Source organism: Methanocella paludicola SANAE (genome assembly GCF_000011005.1).
In the GTDB taxonomy this organism is placed as follows: domain Archaea; phylum Halobacteriota; class Methanocellia; order Methanocellales; family Methanocellaceae; genus Methanocella; species Methanocella paludicola.
The window spans coordinates 2,118,627-2,135,192 of record NC_013665.1 but is presented as its reverse complement, the minus strand read 5'-3'; the positions used below and the strand labels follow the sequence as shown (position 1 = coordinate 2,135,192).

General features: G+C 56.1%; 20 protein-coding genes and 1 pseudogene. 7 read left to right on the top strand and 14 right to left on the bottom strand.

Annotated elements, in window-relative coordinates; genetic code table 11:
* Positions 1–48 precede the first annotated feature (48 nt).
* From MCP_RS10905 to MCP_RS10895, 3 genes are all read left to right on the top strand, one after another.
* A complete protein-coding gene (locus tag MCP_RS10905) occupies positions 49–1,257 on the top strand; it encodes an MFS transporter (RefSeq protein ID WP_012900901.1) in 1,209 nt (402 codons plus the stop codon).
* A 93-nt stretch (positions 1,258–1,350) separates the two neighbouring features.
* On the top strand, positions 1,351–2,523 hold the full coding sequence (locus tag MCP_RS10900) for an amidohydrolase (protein ID WP_012900900.1): 1,173 nt from the start codon (positions 1,351–1,353) through the stop codon (positions 2,521–2,523).
* Positions 2,520–3,182, top strand: coding sequence for a diphthine--ammonia ligase (locus tag MCP_RS10895; protein ID WP_012900899.1), 663 nt, complete (start codon positions 2,520–2,522; stop codon positions 3,180–3,182). Before MCP_RS10900 ends, MCP_RS10895 begins: the two co-directional genes overlap by 4 nt.
* A gap of 18 nt (positions 3,183–3,200) precedes the next feature.
* On the opposite strand, the gene MCP_RS10890 is transcribed toward MCP_RS10895, so the two are convergent.
* The 7 genes from MCP_RS10890 to MCP_RS10860 all read right to left on the bottom strand — a co-directional run bounded on the left by MCP_RS10890 (position 3,201) and on the right by MCP_RS10860 (position 8,325).
* The gene (locus MCP_RS10890; protein WP_128567175.1) at positions 3,201–4,133 is read right to left on the bottom strand and encodes a calcium/sodium antiporter; all 933 of its coding nucleotides are present in this window, start codon (positions 4,131–4,133) and stop codon (positions 3,201–3,203) included.
* On the bottom strand, positions 4,133–4,720 hold the full coding sequence (locus tag MCP_RS10885) for a Kae1-associated kinase Bud32 (RefSeq protein WP_012900897.1): 588 nt from the start codon (positions 4,718–4,720) through the stop codon (positions 4,133–4,135). The genes MCP_RS10890 and MCP_RS10885 overlap by 1 nt, the downstream gene beginning before the upstream one ends.
* On the bottom strand, positions 4,711–5,682 hold the full coding sequence (locus MCP_RS10880; protein ID WP_012900896.1) for a bifunctional N(6)-L-threonylcarbamoyladenine synthase/serine/threonine protein kinase: 972 nt from the start codon (positions 5,680–5,682) through the stop codon (positions 4,711–4,713). The genes MCP_RS10885 and MCP_RS10880 overlap by 10 nt, the downstream gene beginning before the upstream one ends.
* 137 nt (positions 5,683–5,819) lie before the next feature.
* On the bottom strand, positions 5,820–6,176 hold the full coding sequence (locus tag MCP_RS10875) for a DUF4870 domain-containing protein (RefSeq protein WP_012900895.1): 357 nt from the start codon (positions 6,174–6,176) through the stop codon (positions 5,820–5,822).
* Between the two features lie 77 nt (positions 6,177–6,253).
* Positions 6,254–7,147, bottom strand: a complete 894-nt coding sequence (locus MCP_RS10870) for an AEC family transporter (protein ID WP_231845071.1) — start codon at positions 7,145–7,147, stop codon at positions 6,254–6,256.
* Between the two features lie 205 nt (positions 7,148–7,352).
* Positions 7,353–7,790, bottom strand: coding sequence for a hypothetical protein (locus MCP_RS10865; RefSeq protein ID WP_012900893.1), 438 nt, complete (start codon positions 7,788–7,790; stop codon positions 7,353–7,355).
* Positions 7,791–7,989: 199 nt separating this feature from the next.
* On the bottom strand, positions 7,990–8,325 hold the full coding sequence (locus tag MCP_RS10860; RefSeq protein WP_012900892.1) for a hypothetical protein: 336 nt from the start codon (positions 8,323–8,325) through the stop codon (positions 7,990–7,992).
* Between the two features lie 258 nt (positions 8,326–8,583).
* Between MCP_RS10860 and MCP_RS15735 the strand changes: the two genes are divergently transcribed.
* Positions 8,584–8,988: a hypothetical protein gene (locus tag MCP_RS15735; protein ID WP_012900891.1), complete on the top strand. Its 405-nt coding sequence runs from the start codon at positions 8,584–8,586 to the stop codon at positions 8,986–8,988.
* Here MCP_RS15735 and MCP_RS15885 read toward each other — a convergent pair.
* Positions 8,948–9,124, bottom strand: coding sequence for a hypothetical protein (locus tag MCP_RS15885; RefSeq protein ID WP_173332321.1), 177 nt, complete (start codon positions 9,122–9,124; stop codon positions 8,948–8,950). The genes MCP_RS15735 and MCP_RS15885 overlap by 41 nt on opposite strands.
* A gap of 138 nt (positions 9,125–9,262) precedes the next feature.
* On the opposite strand from MCP_RS15885, the gene MCP_RS10850 reads away from it, so the two are divergent.
* The gene (locus tag MCP_RS10850) at positions 9,263–9,826 is read left to right on the top strand and encodes a hypothetical protein (RefSeq protein WP_012900890.1); all 564 of its coding nucleotides are present in this window, start codon (positions 9,263–9,265) and stop codon (positions 9,824–9,826) included.
* 120 nt (positions 9,827–9,946) lie between these two features.
* Here the strand turns inward: MCP_RS10850 and MCP_RS10845 are convergent, their stop codons facing one another.
* The 3 genes from MCP_RS10845 to MCP_RS10835 form a co-directional block, all read right to left on the bottom strand.
* Complete coding sequence (locus tag MCP_RS10845) at positions 9,947–10,246, bottom strand: hypothetical protein (RefSeq protein WP_012900889.1); 300 nt, start codon at positions 10,244–10,246, stop codon at positions 9,947–9,949.
* Positions 10,233–11,192: a ribose 1,5-bisphosphate isomerase gene (locus MCP_RS10840; protein WP_128567174.1), complete on the bottom strand. Its 960-nt coding sequence runs from the start codon at positions 11,190–11,192 to the stop codon at positions 10,233–10,235. Before MCP_RS10840 ends, MCP_RS10845 begins: the two co-directional genes overlap by 14 nt.
* 96 nt (positions 11,193–11,288) lie before the next feature.
* Entirely contained in the window at positions 11,289–11,801 is a 513-nt protein-coding gene (locus tag MCP_RS10835) for a hypothetical protein (RefSeq protein ID WP_012900887.1), read from the bottom strand.
* Positions 11,802–11,946: 145 nt separating this feature from the next.
* Here MCP_RS10835 and MCP_RS10830 point away from each other — a divergent pair, with 145 nt between their 5' ends.
* On the top strand, positions 11,947–12,498 hold the full coding sequence (locus MCP_RS10830; protein ID WP_012900886.1) for a hypothetical protein: 552 nt from the start codon (positions 11,947–11,949) through the stop codon (positions 12,496–12,498).
* A 436-nt stretch (positions 12,499–12,934) separates the two neighbouring features.
* Here the strand turns inward: MCP_RS10830 and MCP_RS10825 are convergent, their stop codons facing one another.
* The 3 genes from MCP_RS10825 to MCP_RS10815 all read right to left on the bottom strand — a co-directional run bounded on the left by MCP_RS10825 (position 12,935) and on the right by MCP_RS10815 (position 15,543).
* The gene (locus MCP_RS10825) at positions 12,935–13,684 is read right to left on the bottom strand and encodes a CDGSH iron-sulfur domain-containing protein (RefSeq protein WP_012900885.1); all 750 of its coding nucleotides are present in this window, start codon (positions 13,682–13,684) and stop codon (positions 12,935–12,937) included.
* 455 nt (positions 13,685–14,139) lie between these two features.
* Positions 14,140–14,802 carry a hypothetical protein gene (locus MCP_RS10820; RefSeq protein WP_012900884.1) on the bottom strand — a complete coding sequence of 221 codons (663 nt, stop codon included), beginning with the start codon at positions 14,800–14,802 and terminating at the stop codon, positions 14,140–14,142.
* A gap of 33 nt (positions 14,803–14,835) precedes the next feature.
* A complete protein-coding gene (locus MCP_RS10815) occupies positions 14,836–15,543 on the bottom strand; it encodes a PIG-L deacetylase family protein (protein WP_012900883.1) in 708 nt (235 codons plus the stop codon).
* A 35-nt stretch (positions 15,544–15,578) separates the two neighbouring features.
* On the opposite strand from MCP_RS10815, the pseudogene MCP_RS16250 reads away from it, so the two are divergent.
* Positions 15,579–16,418 (top strand): annotated as a pseudogene (locus tag MCP_RS16250) (D-aminoacyl-tRNA deacylase); the annotation flags it as partial.
* Positions 16,419–16,566 lie beyond the last annotated feature (148 nt).

Sequence of the window (16,566 nt, the reverse complement as noted above, 5' to 3'; positions counted from 1 at the left end):
GTCTGTAATAATTACATACATACATGAATGTTTATAGAGGGATAAACGATGGATATACCTAAAGAACTCAAAATGGATGGCAACGCAAAAATGGCCCTCCTGGTAGTCGCGATCGCCATATTCACGGATATGGCGATCTACTCGATGATCGTGCCGATACTGCCGCAGTACGCGACCGGGCTGGGCGCATCCCAGCAGATGATCGGCATCATGTTCGCGAGCTATGCGCTCATGCTGCTCGTCGCATCGCCCGTCTTCGGCGTTATCTCTGACCGTGTAGGCAGGAAGGCGCCGATGGTGGTTGGCCTGGTGGGCCTGTTCTTGTCGACACTGATGTTCGCTTACGCTAACGATTTTACACTACTGATCGTGGCCAGGGCCTTACAGGGCATATCGGCGGCCGCCACGTACACGGCCGGCCTCGCACTCCTGGCCGACTTTTTCCCGCCGGACCGGCGGCAGTGGGCGACGGGCATCGCCATCACCGGAAGCTTCGTGGGCACCCTCGTCGCGCCGGGCATCGGCGGCTACCTCTTTGAGCTTGGTGGCTACCATCTGCCCTTCCTGGCGGCGGCCGGCCTGGTCGCCATCGACGGGATCGCCCGGATATTCCTGCTCAAGGACCCGCCGGCCCGGGTCGCGGCCGAAAAAGGCATCATCCGGAGCATGCTGAAGGACCCGGTAATACTGACCGTCGGAGGGCTGATCCTGATCACGTCGGGCGTCATCGCGATGCTCGAGCCGACGCTTCCCCTCTTTCTGCAGATGCAGATGGGCACTTCACCCGGTGCTATCGGGATTCTCTTCGGCATCCTGGCGCTCGCGAGCGTGATCTTCGCCCCGGTCGCCTATAAGCTCTCGGACGCTTTCGGCCGTAAGCGGGTCATCCTCGCGGGAATGGTCCTCACGGCAATCGCCTTACCTACCCTGGCCCTGCCCTCGTCATTTATCCTGGAGGCTGTCGCTATGGCCGTACTCGGTGCGGTCCTGTCCGTCATGCTGTCATCCGCTCCCCAGGAGATGACGGATGCCGTAGACCGCCGGGGCAGCAATGCCTATGGCTCGGTCTACGCGTACTATAACATCGCCATGTCGTTTGGTATGATGGTCGGCCCCGTCGTCGGCGGCGTGCTCGCGGGCTATCTGGGCCTGGCCCTGGCGCTTGTCGTTTGTGCCGCAGGGCTGGTTGCATACGCTCTGCTCTACGCCGTCATTTCGAGGCCCGCCGCCCCTGCCGCATCCGCGGTCTCGAATTAACCATAGAACGATTGTTCTACTTTTTTGCCCGCCGCACGGAAAAATGATTAGCCATGAGCTACGTATACAGAAATTCATACAGGCTGGTTCACCATGCTCATACGCAACGCGACATACTACGACGGCCGAAATATCGTTAAAGGCGACCTCAGGAACGGCGACTCGGACGAGGAGTTCGACGCTATGGGCAAGTTCGCTTTCCCTGCGTTTAACAACGGCCATACGCACCTGGCCATGACACTAATGAGGGGCGCCGGAGATGGCGAAAAACTTCAGGAGTGGCTGGATAACACGATCTTCCCCACGGAGCGGCGTCTTACGCCGGAGCTGGTCTACCGGGGCTCCATGCTGGGGCTCGTCGAGATGATCCGGACGGGCACCTCGAACTTCCTGGACATGTACTACTTCGTCGAGGAAACGGCGAAGGCCGTGGAAAAGTCCGGCCTGCGGGCCACGCTGGGCACGCCCATCACGAGCTTCGGGACGCCTTATTATAAGGATGCGCAGGATGCGCTGCGGATCGCCGAGCGCCAGCTTAAGAGCATGAAGCCGGGCAGAGTGGGCTACTGTGTCGCTCCCCACTCCATCTACCTCAACGACGAGGAGACGCTGTACAGGGCAAAGGAGCTGGCCGACAAATACAACGTATGGCTTACCCTCCACATCTCCGAGACCCGGAAGGAATGCGTGGACTGCCACGAGAAGACCGGCATGTGGCCGGTTGAATATTTAGATAGCATCGGCCTCCTCGCCGAGAACACGGTGCTCATCCATGCGGCCTGGCTGACCAAGATGGAGATACGCCGTATTGCCGACCGGGAGGCTTCCGTTATTCATTGTCCCGTCTCGAACATGAAGCTCGCATCGGGCGGAGTGATGCCGCTGCACGAACTGCTCGACGCCGGAGTCACGGTAGGCCTGGGCACCGACGGTGCTTCAAGTAATAACTCACTGGATATGCGGGAGGAGATGAAGATCGGCTCCCTGCTACAAAAATCGCACCGCTGGGACGCTACGGCGGCTAACGCCCGGACAATGCTGCGCATGGCGACGCTCGGAAGCAATGACCTTGCCTTCATAAGCCTTGATGATGTCCGCATGCTTCCTCACCATGACCTGATATCCAACCTCGTCTATAGCGGTGGCAATGTCACGGACCTCATCGTGGACGATCGCATCATTATGAAGGGCGGGGAGATACTGGCCTTCGACGAGGAACAGGTCAAAAGAGATTTCCTGGACGCATCGGCGGAGCTATTGAAATGAGGATAGCGGCGCTCTTTTCGGGTGGCAAGGACTCGAACTACGCCCTCTTTTGCGCTCAACACTACGGCTGGGATGTCGAATGTCTCGTTACAGTTTTTTCTACCTCCCCGGAATCATACATGTACCATGTGCCCGCCATCGAGCTGACGAGGCTGGCCGCGGAATCCATTGGCCTCCCGCTTGTGGAAGTCGTAACTCCACCGGAGCCCGAGGCGGAGCTTCTCCCGCTCAAAGAGGCGCTCAGGGGCCTCGGGGTGGACGGCATCGTATCCGGTGCGCTGGCCTCCGAGTACCAGCGCCGCAGGCTCGACCAGATATGCCAGGACATCGGCATCAAGTCCTTCGCTCCTCTCTGGCATAAGTCCCAGAGGGACTACGTCCACGAAATGGTCGACGAAGGGTTCGAGATCATGATCACAGGCTGCTACGCCGAGGGCCTTGACGAGTCGTGGTTTGGCAAGATCCTGGACGATAAAGCCCTGGCCCGGCTGGACCGCCTGCATGATAAATACGGCATCAGCGTGGCCGGCGAGGGCGGCGAGTACGAGTCCTTCGTGACATATGGCCCTCATATGCGCCGCCGGGTACGCGTGGAATATGAAAAACAGTGGAAGCGGGACTCCGGCAAGATCGTCGTAAAAAGGGCGTGGCTGGAATAGCCTGTACGGCCTGCGCGGTCATAAGATCTTTATCCCGATGTAAATAAAATAAAATATTAAAAGAAGTATGCCTTCCCATCGGGCCAGCACGAACCCTCTGAGTACGAGCGGCATCAGGAGCATACACGTGATGAGCGATATGAATACGTCGCTTACCGGTATTTCCCCGATCGGCCTGATAGCCGCGCATATGCCCATGATCAGTAAGTAATTTATGCAAACGCTGCCGAGGCAATTACCGATGGCAAAATCTCCCTGGCCTTTTATCGACGCAATGACGCCGGTCGTCAGCTCCGGAAGCGTAGTGCCTATCGCGACCAGCGTAACGCCGATGATATATGGTGAAATGCCCAGGCTGCCGGCGATGCCGGCCGCCGAGTCGACGACGAGCTTTCCGCCTACCAATGCCATAGTCAATCCGATGGCCAGCATGAGTAACTGCGATACGCTCGCTTTAGCGGGTATGGGCGTATAGCCTCCATATCGCTCGCCGACCGCCCGCAGAAAAACGTACAGGAAATATGCCGCAGCCGCCGTAAGGAGGATGACGCCGTCCCATAGGTCCAGAGAACCGTCGAGGGATAAGATCAAGAAGGTCAGCACGGCGAATATGGTAATGATAATATCCCTGTATGCTACGGTCCTTTCAATTTTGATGGGCTTGAGGACGGCGCAGGCGCCAAGGATCAAGCAAATGTTAGCGATGTTTGCGCCGATGACATCCCCCAGCGCGATCTGTCCGACATCCTCGATGGAGGCGCTCACGCCTACGATCAGCTCCGGCAGGGACGTGCCAAAGGCCACGACGGACAGACCAATGACGACCAGGGGGATCCCGATGCCAGCGGCTATATTAGAAGCGTTATCCACGAGGATATCTGCGCCCTTGACCAGCAGGGCCATGCCGATGATGATAAGCGTGATCTCGATGAACATGATAGAGGCGACCATTAAGGGGTCTCGGTCTTATATCGTCCCCGGTACTCGATCTCCCGGACACGCTCCAGCACCTCAGTGGCGCCTTTGAACGTCGAGCAGTAACCTTCGGCAAATGCCGCCATCAGCTTTTCGTGATCCTTGTGGGAGCTGACGAGCGTCTGGTAAAAGACGTGAACATCGACGCCCCGGGACTCTAGCATCTCGTCCCAGAAGGACAGCCCGAAGTCGATGAGATATATCCTCTCTCCCCTGACCAGCATGTTCGACGTCGTCAGGTCTCCGTGGATGATGCCGCCCGAGTGCAGTTTACCCACGAGCATGCCCGCCGTGCGGGCCTTATCAACGTCGATGACGTCCTTCAGGGGCGTGCCATGAATGGTCTCCATGACCAGGGAGAACCGGCCCACATCGTATATGATGGGCGTGGGGATGCCCAGCTTGCGGGCTTCGGACATGATCTTTGCCTCTGCCCGGGTACGCTCCGAGCGCAGCCTTTCGTCAAGTTCACGAATACGGTAATCCTTTTTTAACCGGGTCTTAATGGTCTTATCGTCCTCGATGAGCACGACCGCCTCTGCGCCCCTTCTCTCTACAGCCATGGTATGTCCACCTCGTCCGGCCTGAAGCACGGGTTCACCGCCGAATCCTCGACGGGAAGCGTCATGCCGTGCTTTAATTGCAAAAGCCCGGTATAGGCTATCATCGAGCCATTGTCGCCAAAATACTTCTTCGGCGGAGCGTAGAATTTGGCGCCGCGCGCTTTACACATGGTGTCAAGCATCTGCTGGAGGCGTGAGTTGGCGCCAACTCCTCCGGCTATAAGACACTCGTCCTTGCCGGTATGGGCCATCGCGCGCTCCGTGACCTCCACCAGCATGGCGAAGGCGTTCTCCTGTAACGAAAAGCACACGTCCTCCTTCGGGTGGACGGCGGCGGCTTCCTTGGCCGCCGACATCATCCCGGAGAACGACAGGTCCATGCCCTTGACCACGTAGGGCATATGAATATAATTCTTGCCTTCCCTGGCCAGCGCCTCTATCTTCGGCCCTCCCGGGTGCTGCAGGCCAATGAATCGCCCGAACTTATCTAAAGCATTACCGATGCCGATATCCAGGGTCTCGCCGAAGATGCGGTACCTACCGGCCCGGAAGGCGAGCACCTGCGAGTTGGCGCCGCTGACGTACAGTGTCACCGGGTCCCTGCAGCCCGTCTGCCATCGCCCGACCTCGATATGGGCAACGCAGTGGTTCACGCCGATCAGAGGCACATCATACGCGAGGGACAACGCCCGGGCTGCAGTCGCAACAGTGCGCAAGCACGGGCCTAATCCCGGACCCTGAGAAAAGGCAACGCCGTCGAACTCCTCGCCCGATTCGATGACCTTCCGTATGACCTCTCCGATATGGGTGGCATGATGCTGGGCAGCCACCATGGGGTGAATGCCTCCAGTCTCCGGTATATACGGGTTAGATGCCTCCGCGTACACTTTGTCCCAGCCCACGATGGCAGCCGACAGGCTCCATGCAGTGCCCTCGATACCCAGGACTTTTTCACAGCGCATAAGAATTCAGGCTTACTATTACGCGTGCCCGGATAAATCCTTTAGCATGAAAAATGCTTCAGCATTAATGTCCATATATGCTAACAGCTCACTCAGGAAAGATAAAGAAATTATAAAAAAAGTTAAATTTTACTGGCTTACTTGACGAAGGATTTCTCAACGAAATCGGCCAGATAGGGCATCCTGAAGTCCTTACCGGAATAGACCATGTAAGCACCATACAGGAAGTATATCCAGACAGCCAGGCCTAAGAAAGGCGTGCAGAGCGCGCCAATACCCAGGGTGACGAGACTGATGATCATTGATATAATAAAGACTACAATACCAATTACAATACTTCCTATAATTGACTGCCATGCATGGAACTTCAAGAACTTGCTGTCGCCGCCTATTAACAGGACGATGATGCCGGTCAGGAATCCAAGCACGTAGGCGATTGCGCCCTTTAACTTTTCGTCATCTGATCTAACCGCTGCTGCGGATGGTTCTGCCATAATTATGACCTCCCACGCCATATATGCGTGATTGCTATATAATCATTTGCAAAAAAAGCGAATAAAGTCAAATATTTTCATATAAAAGTTAATATGATGGCCAATGATATCGCAAAAAGAGCGGTCGATATGATTACCGCGTGCGAGGCGAATTCCTCCCTCATCTTGAACTGTGAGGCCAGTACCGAGTTGGTCACGGCGACCGGCGTCGCCGCCTCCAGCAGGGAAGTTTTGTATATGACGCCCGTGCTTCCCAGCAGCAGACCCGTAAAGGCCACGAGTGCCGGCGCCAGGGCAAGCTTGATGGCACTCAATATGCCGATGTTCTTCAGGTCTGCCTTGAGCGCTGCGCCCTCTGCCATGGCCCCCGTCGCCAGCAGCGCCAGCGGCGAGGTCGAGTCCGAGATGAGTTCCAGCGGCATCCGCACCAGCTCTGGTATGGTGAGCCACGATAGTAATATGCCCAGGAGTGCAGCCCAGATGATGGGCAGCTTGTGGAGCTTCCCGGCCTCCACGGGCTCGCTCGTGTTCCTTCTCAGGATATAGACGCCCAGCGTGAATACGACGATGGTGTAGAGCGTCGATATGAACGCCGCGGTGTTCAGCGAGCTTTTTCCCTGGACGAAGACGTTGAGCGGGAAGCCGATGTAGCCCGTGTTGCCGTAGAAGGCGCATACGATGAATACCGCGGACATGTCCTTCGGGAGCTTGAGCATTTTTGCTACTACATAGGCGATTCCCGCTGTAAGGAGCATCGGTACCAGGTTCAGGATGTAAATGCCCGGGTCCAGGAGAACGCTCGTGCTCGTATCGTGGAGGCTGATGAAGGTGATGACGGAGATGCCGATGTAATAGACGTAATTGTTGATGGCGCCCACGAGCCAGTCGTTCAATAAGCGTATGCGCTTAAGGAACCATCCAATTAGTATGAGGCCGAAGATGGGAACGAGGACGCCGAGGACGTTCATCATCACCATTTAAAGGGCGGATGGCGGCTATATAGCTTGGCATCCTTTAAAAAATTTCTAAGCTGCTCTAAGCTCTATAAGCATGCTCGAAAACGTCTTCGAGCATGCTTAGACCATCTTCGAGGGCCTTGACAGGGTACAATAAAACCTTGAGGAAAAATAGTAAAAGGGGAAATGATCCCCCTACATTTAGTAGTCGTGCGCTATCTCAGGTATACAGGTAGCCGCCGGGGCCCGCCACGGGCACGCCGAACACGAGGCCGATCGGCTGGAGGCCGAAGGTCGAGGTGCCCATAGCACCCGCCGAAGCGGAGTTCTGGGCGCCAAAGTTACCGCCCACGCCCGTCTGGAGCGGGCCCCAGCTCGCGAACGGGAGCCCACCGGCGCACGGGCCACAGCCGAAGCCTCCGAAGCCGAACGGGAAGCCGAACCCCTGGGCCGCCGTCGGGCCTACGAAGCTGTTCACGAAGGAATCCGTGGTAGCGGCCTCTCCGAAGCCCTCCGTCGAATACCAGGTGCTCGTGATCCCGTTCCCTAGATTTCCCGCCCCCACTGCGAGGGGAGCGAACTCAGCGCCGGCAGTCGAAACGGCGGCTAAGAATAATCCAAATAACGCTAACACTACCAATCTCTTGAAATGGCTCATTATAATCCCCCTACGTATGGGTAGTATATAGACTGGAAATAAATACATTATCGCCTTTTAGTGGGCAGTTATGACCGGCCGGGCCGCAATAAACACATCGATATGCATTTATGGAAAAATATATTGGACCTGAGCGGCGAGGGCATGAAGGCAGATCCCTATGGCAAAAGGCCTTTCATGCCCGGCGGAGGGCATATGGTCAGGTGACGAATAATTGTTTCGTATCGAGTATCTGTTTGCCGCTCTGGTCCATGATGAGGTCCCATTGCAGGCCCTGCCCCACCCGGACTTTCCAGGCGGGCTGGCCGTTGTACCCGGCCTCCTCGACTGACTGGATGTCGCCGGCGCCGATGGTGTAGTTGAGCGGCTGCCCGGCGATGCTGTAGTAGGTCAGGTTCATGCCGACGAGGGTTTTTTCTATGTTGCTCAGGTGGTCGTCCGCCGGCTGGCTCGTGATTATGGCCGCGGCGAGTACCGCTGTCAGGGCGGCCAGGCATAAGGCCGCCAGCGCGATGAACGTGGTGCTTTTAGACATCGTTTTGCCTCAATACGCTTATATCTCTGTTCTATATAAAATAATTTATTTTAACTACGGTCCTGGCCGTAGTTATGGGGAGGCGTGCCATTTTCTATCCGTGCTTTTTTTAGGATTCCGGGCACAGCGGCCGCTCATGCCAATCCATCCGTTACCTATTCTTGTTTTTCCTGTTGGAAGAAACTAAATCCCCTGTTGTCATACCGCTCGATGTGGAAACATTATTGCGAGGATCGATGGTCCGTAACGGGGGGACCCATGCCGCTAAGAGAGAACAGTCAGCCTATTAACGTTAAAGCAAAGCCCATCGACTTTCAAAAATTGCTTACTGCCATACCAGCGATCCTTGTGCTCATCTGCATGGGCATGGTCGCCTACGGCGTGGTCAATGGCTCCTCGCCTTTCAAGGCAGTCCCCACACCTACTGCATTACCGATAGCTGCTGCCATGGCCAGCCCATCAACACCCACTCCCGGGCCCATTACTGCGACACCCACTATAACGGCGACTCCGATCCCTACGTCTATCGCCACCCCCGCAGAGCAGCCGTCGTATACCTCCCAGTACTCGTACTGGCAGCCTGGTCACGGCCCCGCAGTAACGACGACCTCAACGCCGATAATTACTCCCACTCCAACCACAACTCCGAGTCCCATGGCTTAGCCTTCCGCGTCGCCGACCCCATCTCCGAGTCCCAGTCCTGGCCCGAATCCTTCTCCATCGCCGTCTCCATCGCCGTCTCCATCGCCGTCTCCGAGTCCATCCCCTTCACCTTCACCTTCGCCATCTCCTTCGCCATTGCCGTCGCCCTCTACACCGCCCATCAACGGGTCAAAATCATTTCCGATAAAATATTGAAAATTCCATGAATGTCCAGGTCTTACCTTGGTTAAGGAAAATTTTTAATATACATACACATGTAATGGTGGGTATTATTATGGACAATGATAAGTTCGGCCACGACCACTACCAGATGGCGCAGAAGATGCTGTCCATCGGTAAGAAATACTATATTAAGGATGGCAGCGGCAGGGACATTTTTTATGCCCGGATGGAGAAGTTCAAGCTGAAGCCTAAAATATTCGTCTACTCCGACGACTCTCAGAAAGAGGAAATATTAACTATTGCACCCAGGAACTTCCTGGATTTTAACGCCACTTACGATGTCATCGACTCGAAGACCGGCATTCTTGTGGGTTCCATGAAGCGGGAGGGCCTGCACAGCATGTTCCAGAACAAGTGGAACATTTTAGATGCGTCGGGGAATGTCGTGGGCAGCGCACAGGAATCGGGCGCCATGGCCGTCTTCCGGCGCATGGTCATGAACTGGAAGCTCGACTTCGAGATCGCCCTGCAGGGCAGGCGCATAGGCAGCCTTACCCGGAAGCTGGCCATCGGGGACCTTTACACTCTCGACCTGTCCGGAGACCCCGGGAAGCGGCTGGACCGACGGCTGGCCGTTGCGATGCTGCCGTTGTTCGACGCTGGCGAAGACCGGTAAAACCACTGGGCGCACGGAGAATTTTTAAATCTAAAAGGGGGCTGATGCCCCCTCAGAGACCCCCTTTTATTAATAACATTAATTTAAAAGAAACCGTGCCCTCCGTGGTTAAACCCGCATTTAACCTAACAATTTCTCGTAGGCCGACTCATCCCAGTCATATATCTCAGTAAGCTTCTCGACCAGGATCTTAGCGAGCTCGGCGGGCTTCATGTACCGGTACTCATTCTCGAACTCCTCGAGGAATTCCTCAGTCCAGGTAGTGTGGACGCGGAACTCGATCTCAGAGAGCTTACAGAGCAGCTCCTGCTTCGTCAGGTCCACGCAGCCCGTCGGATACCGTACCTCGGCGATCTCATCCAGGTCCGTTAAGCCCTTGATATCGCTCTCGATAAGGTGACACATATCAATTCTCATCATCGCACCCCCTCATGCTCGCCTCGGCCGCCTCTTCGAGCTCCCAGCCCAGCTTATCCTTGATGACCCAGTAGGCCATTTCGGGCGATATGGCGCCGATCTCAGTGATGATCATATCGATGTACTTGTGGGGCGTGATGTCGAATGCCGGGTTGGAGATCTTCAGGTTGGGCCACTTCGCCCGAAGCTCGTTGCACAGGACCTCCGTCGGGTCCCGCTCCTCGATCTCCACCATCTCCCCGAACAGCGTCCGGGGGCTGAACTTGTAGGTCTCGGCGGCACATACGAACCCTACGCGGGCCTCGTTGGCTGCCAGGGCCACCTGCGACGTGCCCACCTTATTGACCAGGCTGCCGTTGACCGTGACGGCGTCGGCGCCCACGATGACCAGGTCCACCTTCTTCATGGTATAGCGGACGGCAGAGTCCAGGATGAGCGTCGTGGGTATGCCCGACTTCTGCAGGAAATCCACGGTAACGTAGCCCTGCTGCCGGGGGCGGGTCTCGGTCGCGATGACGTTGATGTCCTTGCCCTGCCGGTACGCCGTCTCGAAAATCGCGAAAGCGGCGGACGAGTTGCAGTGCGTCATGATCGTGTCGCCGTCCTTGATGCGGTGAGCGCCGATCTCCCCGATCTTTTTCACCGCGTTCTCGGAGCCGGAGATGAACGCGTCGGCATTTGCCGCAATCGCCGTCTTCGCATCCTCCACAGTGTCGGCCTTATAGCGCATTACGGCCCTCAGGGCGTTAGGAAGCGAGACGGCCGTAGGCCTCGTGCTGTACAATATATTATACGCGTCCTCCATTCGCCTGTTGAATTCCTTGATGTCCTTCGTCTTTATCGAAAGGGCTTCTTCCTTCATGGCCTCCGCGGCCGACCGGGCGATCTTCCCGGCCCCCCGGATCTCCATGTTCTTGATCTTTTCGGCGGTCTCCGTTAATGCGGTCATCAATATCACTTTCCGGCGCGTGCCGGCACTATTTGTATATTACGTCCGTGTACAAATAGCAATCACTCGAAAAAAAGAAAGCGTTCTATATGCCGGTCATAGTACCGGGAACGACAGCATGGGCATGTTGAACTTGAAATTATCCGTCTTGAGCCCGTACCAGCTATCGAGCTTTAGATCCGGCACCGAAAACGTGACCGCCGGACTATTCATAATACCGCTGATCTCCGATCCTATGGTATCATACGGTATTGCGAACGATCCTGTCTGAGGCATGCTCACTGCCGGCATGGTCGTGGTAACGGCATCCGGCGCAATTCCCATGTCACCCAGCGCATACACCATGCCAGGCTCGTTACCCGGCACGAGCACATAATCGTTCGGATCGTTCGACAGGTATCGCTTTATCGGGCCGCTATCGTATGGTACCGCTACCTGGCCGTAGTCGCTTGAAGTGGGGGTGTCCAAACCCATTCCGCTCTCCGCAGCCAGTATGTGATACTGTCCGTCGTCGACGGGCGGTGCCTGTCCTTCGATATAAATGGCCCCGGCCGATACTGCGAGCAACGGAATCAGTAACAGCGCTATTACTACTGATCTCAACCTCACCTTTAACCCTCCTCCTGATGGCTTAACGCTCAACTATAATCATTTATACACTATTATATAATATAATTTATTATAACTACGAGCGCACTTGAAGCTATCATAAAGCCAATAATGTTATTTCAAATGACGGGCTTATGGTGTATCCATGGTTGAAGTATTCGGCATGACGGGAATGATCGTGCTCGCCGTCTTAGCCCTGGTGGCCATTTACATTTTAATGCGGCTTATGGGCAGGCCTTCCGGGGAAGAGGGCGAGCAAGATGAGGTGCCGGCATCCCCTGCCGAAAAAAGGCCCGCGATGATAAGCGATGAGGATTTCATTGAATCCTATACTGGGCCCATGATGGAAGACGCGCTCGAGACGCTCGAGGAAGCCGTGGATTCGGTCCGGGCCGGGCTTGAGTACTATCAGCGGTCTGCATGGGAGGCCGCGGGCGAGGAATTCCACTCCGCAGTCAGGGGCATCGACAGCGCGTCAGAACGCCTGAAGGAGGTCGTTGCTATCGTCGAAGACCCGGGCTCCGGGCCAGCGAAGCAGGCAAAAACGCGGATTGAAGAATGCCGACAGCTCAGGGCGCTGACAATACGCATGGAAGAGGCCTGCGACGCGCGGGTCGACGGAAAAGAGGGCGATGCAAAGGGGCTCGAGAGCGTGATGCCTGATCTGGAACGCCTGGCCTCGTCCTTTAAGAAATAAATTTGGTTCTTGCGCGTTTTTGGGATGATATATTGCTTTGGCTGATGCCTTCGCTCGTTTTTATGTTATGCCGTCGTTGAGTGGTCCAACCACAGGGGCACGGAGAGCGCTGAGTTTCACGGAGTTTTCTTATAAAGGGAGACCCAGAGGGCACAGGGGACGGGTTTATAACTTTCCCGGGGCACGGAGTTGAAAGAGGCACTGCCGAGGATAAACCGCATTATTGTTTATTGGTCAACCGGGCCTCAATAAACTCTGTGCCCCAGGCAAACTAATAAACCGGCCTCTGAGCTCTCTGAGTCTCAAATTATTAAAAAATAACTCTGTGTAACTCCCGTGCGCTCCGTGCCCCTGTGGTTGGACCACTCAACGACGGCATAACTAGAAAAGGATAAAAAAATATTCATCCCAAAACCGCGGAAGAGTCAAAAATATATTATAGCTCCGGGTCGCCGTCATTGAAGTGGCAGCTGATGTGCGTGCCGTCGCAGTACGGCTTATTTTCAGACTGGCCGCAGCGGCACAGGGTCACGCGGTTCCTGACCTCGTACTTCGTGCCGTTCTCCGACTCGATGGGGACGCCGCCCTTCACCCAGAGGGGCCCGCTACATTCTTTCTCCTGGTCCTCGGTCAGGCTGACCGATGGCTCGAACTCAGGCTCAATGGGCTTACCAGTCTCATTGTCCCAGATGACAAGCCTCCCGGATGAGCACTGGCCGGCAATTCGGGCTGCGACCTTTTTATCATTAGGGTCGTCGGATTCGGCGGTGAGGCGCCATATGCCGCCTGCCTGGTGGCAGAACCGGGCCACGGCGCACAGGTCCTGGACATCGGTGAGCGTGAAGCCGGGGCCTTCGATGCGCTCCGCCCGGGCCATGTACTTCTTTTTCGTGGCCGTTTCGGTGCCGTCGAAGCTTTCGTTCACGTGGGTGCCGTCGCAGTACGGTTTGCTCTTCGAGCCGCCGCACCGGCAAAGGGCATAGGTATCCTGCTCCGGGTAGGACTCTCCCTTCTTCCATTCGGTGGATATTCCATCGTCATCGGTAACGATATACTCCTTCGCGAGGGGCAGGCCGCCGCTGACGATGTAAGGCCCGTTATTCGAAATCAGGATCTTACCGGATCTCTTCTCCTCCGCCTTACCGGCCGCCTGGTCTGCAACATAGCCCTTCTTGTTCTTGATCATATACTCGAAGAATTACCCTCCTAAACAAATACTTTGTTAAACCGGTTTTCTTGATTAGGCTGATTTGAGCGGATATCGCCTGGTCTGGACATTATTGTTTAAAGGCACTAAGCGTACAGGGGCACTATTCTCACCACAATGGCACGGAGCGCACGGAGATTCACAAAGCTTTCTTTTAGATGGAGGTCACAAAGGCCACAGAGCAGGCTTTTTGGGTTAAGAGGCACGAAGGGGACGATGACACGATGGCAAAAAGTGCTCTTGTTCATTCCATAGTGCCATTGTATCCTTTGTGCCCTATCGCCAATGAACCTGACTTTGTGACCTCTGTCCCTTACATTTAAAAAAAGACTTTGTGAGCCTTAGTGAACTCCGTGCCATTGTGGTAGAAATAGTGCCTCTGTAAGCTCAGTGACTTAAAAACCGAAGTAAAAAATGGTTAATCTTTTTATCCATCAGGGTATTCCCGTGCCGCCCCTCGTCTCCAGGTTCAGCATGCCCTGCGCGGCCACCTCGTACTTGATGACCACACTCGTCGCCGGGGGAACGCGCTTGAGCATGTCCGCGGCGAACGCCAGGTCCAGCGCCACCTTCAGGTGGGTAAGCTCGTACTTCGAGAGCATCTCCGGGAACAGCAGGTAACTGGCCACGCTCGGCGAGATGCGGAACATGACGGCCAGCGCGTCGAACCCGGGCGACTGGGAGAGCATGAGGACGACTGCGTCGCCGGGGCGGTTACCCGGAGGGTACCTCGCCTCCATGTCAGCGAAGTACGGGAGCTTCAGGATACGCCCCAGCGCCTCCTTGATGAACTCGCCGTTCACGAGGGAGTTCGAGTAGTTCGAGTACAGGAAGTTGTAGATGTCCATATCCGAGCTGCGGGCGGCCGCGAACACGGACCGGTAGCCGTCGAAGCTCCTGGAAAGGCGATACATCGTCCCCTTCTTATCGTCCTCCTTTACGTCCAGGAACGGGGCGGCGGCCTCGAGGGCCGGCTCGACCTCGTCCTCCGAGTGCAGTCCCGATAGCCTGTCGCGCACGATCTCCTTTACTGAGACGTAGTCGTTCTGGCCGGACAGGTAGGTGATCAGCCTGCTCACGTACGTTTCCGCTTGCATGTTATCGCTGATTTAATTCGTGTAAAAAATTGATCATTCGTTGTGCACGGGCACGTCGGGGAACGGCAGCGTGCTGAACGCCCTCAGGACACGGTAGTTGATGGCCTGCTCGAAGATCTCGGCGTACTCGATCTCGACCTGCATGCCCCTGAACTTCGCCGTTGTCTCTTCCCGCTCGATGAGGTGCTCGATGCTGCCCAGGTGCTCCACGCCATTCTTCATGGACAGGCTCTTGTGCTCCTTCAGCGCCTTGATCTTCGTGGCGAACGTGTCCTCGATGTCCACGTACACGGTGCCCTTCGAGTTGATGCCGCTCGAGGTCTCCGAATAGTACAGGCACGGCACCTTGTAGGGCTTGTGCTTCGTCTTGACCTCGCCCACCCGGGCGAGCAGGCATGCGCCGAGCACGGCCGCGGACAGTTTCCGGTGGTCCGGGTTGTAGTCCGTCGGCTGATGAGTGATGACGATGTCCGGCTTGACCTCGCGTAAGAGCTCCACTATCTTGTGGACCGTCGCCGTATCGTTCTCGATCTTCCCTTCCACCAGGTCCATGAACCTCGCCTCGCAGCCGAGGACTTTTGCGACCCTTGTCGCCTCCTCCTGGTTCTCCTCGCAGGAAGACACGCAAATGACCTTGCTGCCCGCTTTCGCCATCTTTGCCAGGGCGCCGCCGCACTGGTACGGCATGTCGAACGGGTCCGCATGGGCCCCGATAGCTAGAACTGTCAGCTTCTTTGCCATAACATTACTCCATTAATGTTTAATAAATATAAAAGATGCCTGATACCTTAAATCCGCCGGAGAGCACAAAACTTTTAGCTACTGAGGGCAAGTTTCGTCCAATGGCATATACGATCCTCGTCTCGACCGCCGACGCCGCGAGCGTCAACATACGCGACCGCCTGTTCGAGCTCGCCCGCTGGGAGCGGGCGTTCGACGGCGATTACCGCGTATATCGCCATGACATTTTCACGCTGGTCGAGATCGCGGACTACCACGTCTTCCAGGACAACCTCGACGAAAAGCTGGACAGCATGGGCTTCGGGCCTGAAGCCATCATTTTCGCGTCCAAGCACCGGAGCAAGGAGAACCGGAAGACGCTCACTGTCCATTTTACCGGTAACATCGCCGAGGGCAAGTTCGGCGGCAATCCCCACGAACTGGCCACGCCCGCTCCTCACGTCGCCTCATCCTTATTAAAAAGCCTCAAGGGGGCCGTATCGCCCTACAACGTCTCGTACGAGGCCACGCACCACGGGCCCTCGTCTCTCAAGGTGCCGTCCGTCTACGTGGAGATCGGGAGCACCATGGATGAGTGGTCCGATAAGGCGGCAGGCCTCATCATCGCGAAAGCGATATTGGGCTTAAGGGAAAAGCCCGAAATGCCCGTGTACGTGGGCATCGGGGGAAACCACTATGCGCCCAGAGAAACGACGCTGGCTCTGGAGACCGGCATCGCCTTCGGCCACATCATCGCCGACCATGCCGTGCCACTTCTTACGGATGATGTCCTGAGGCAGGCCTTTGAAAAATCCGGGACTACGGCCGCTTACGTCGATAAGAAATCCATTCCGAGGGAACAGCGGGAGCGCCTCGACGGCATGCTCGCCAGGCTAGGGTACACGGTACATACGGAGACCGAGATCAGGGAGCTGAGTAAGCCGTGGCTGCGATGTCCCCGGCTGCTCGAGATCGCGAACTCGAAGACGCCGTCCCTCAAGATCAAGTTCACGAAGAGCCTGGCTGCGGCCATGGGCGATTGCA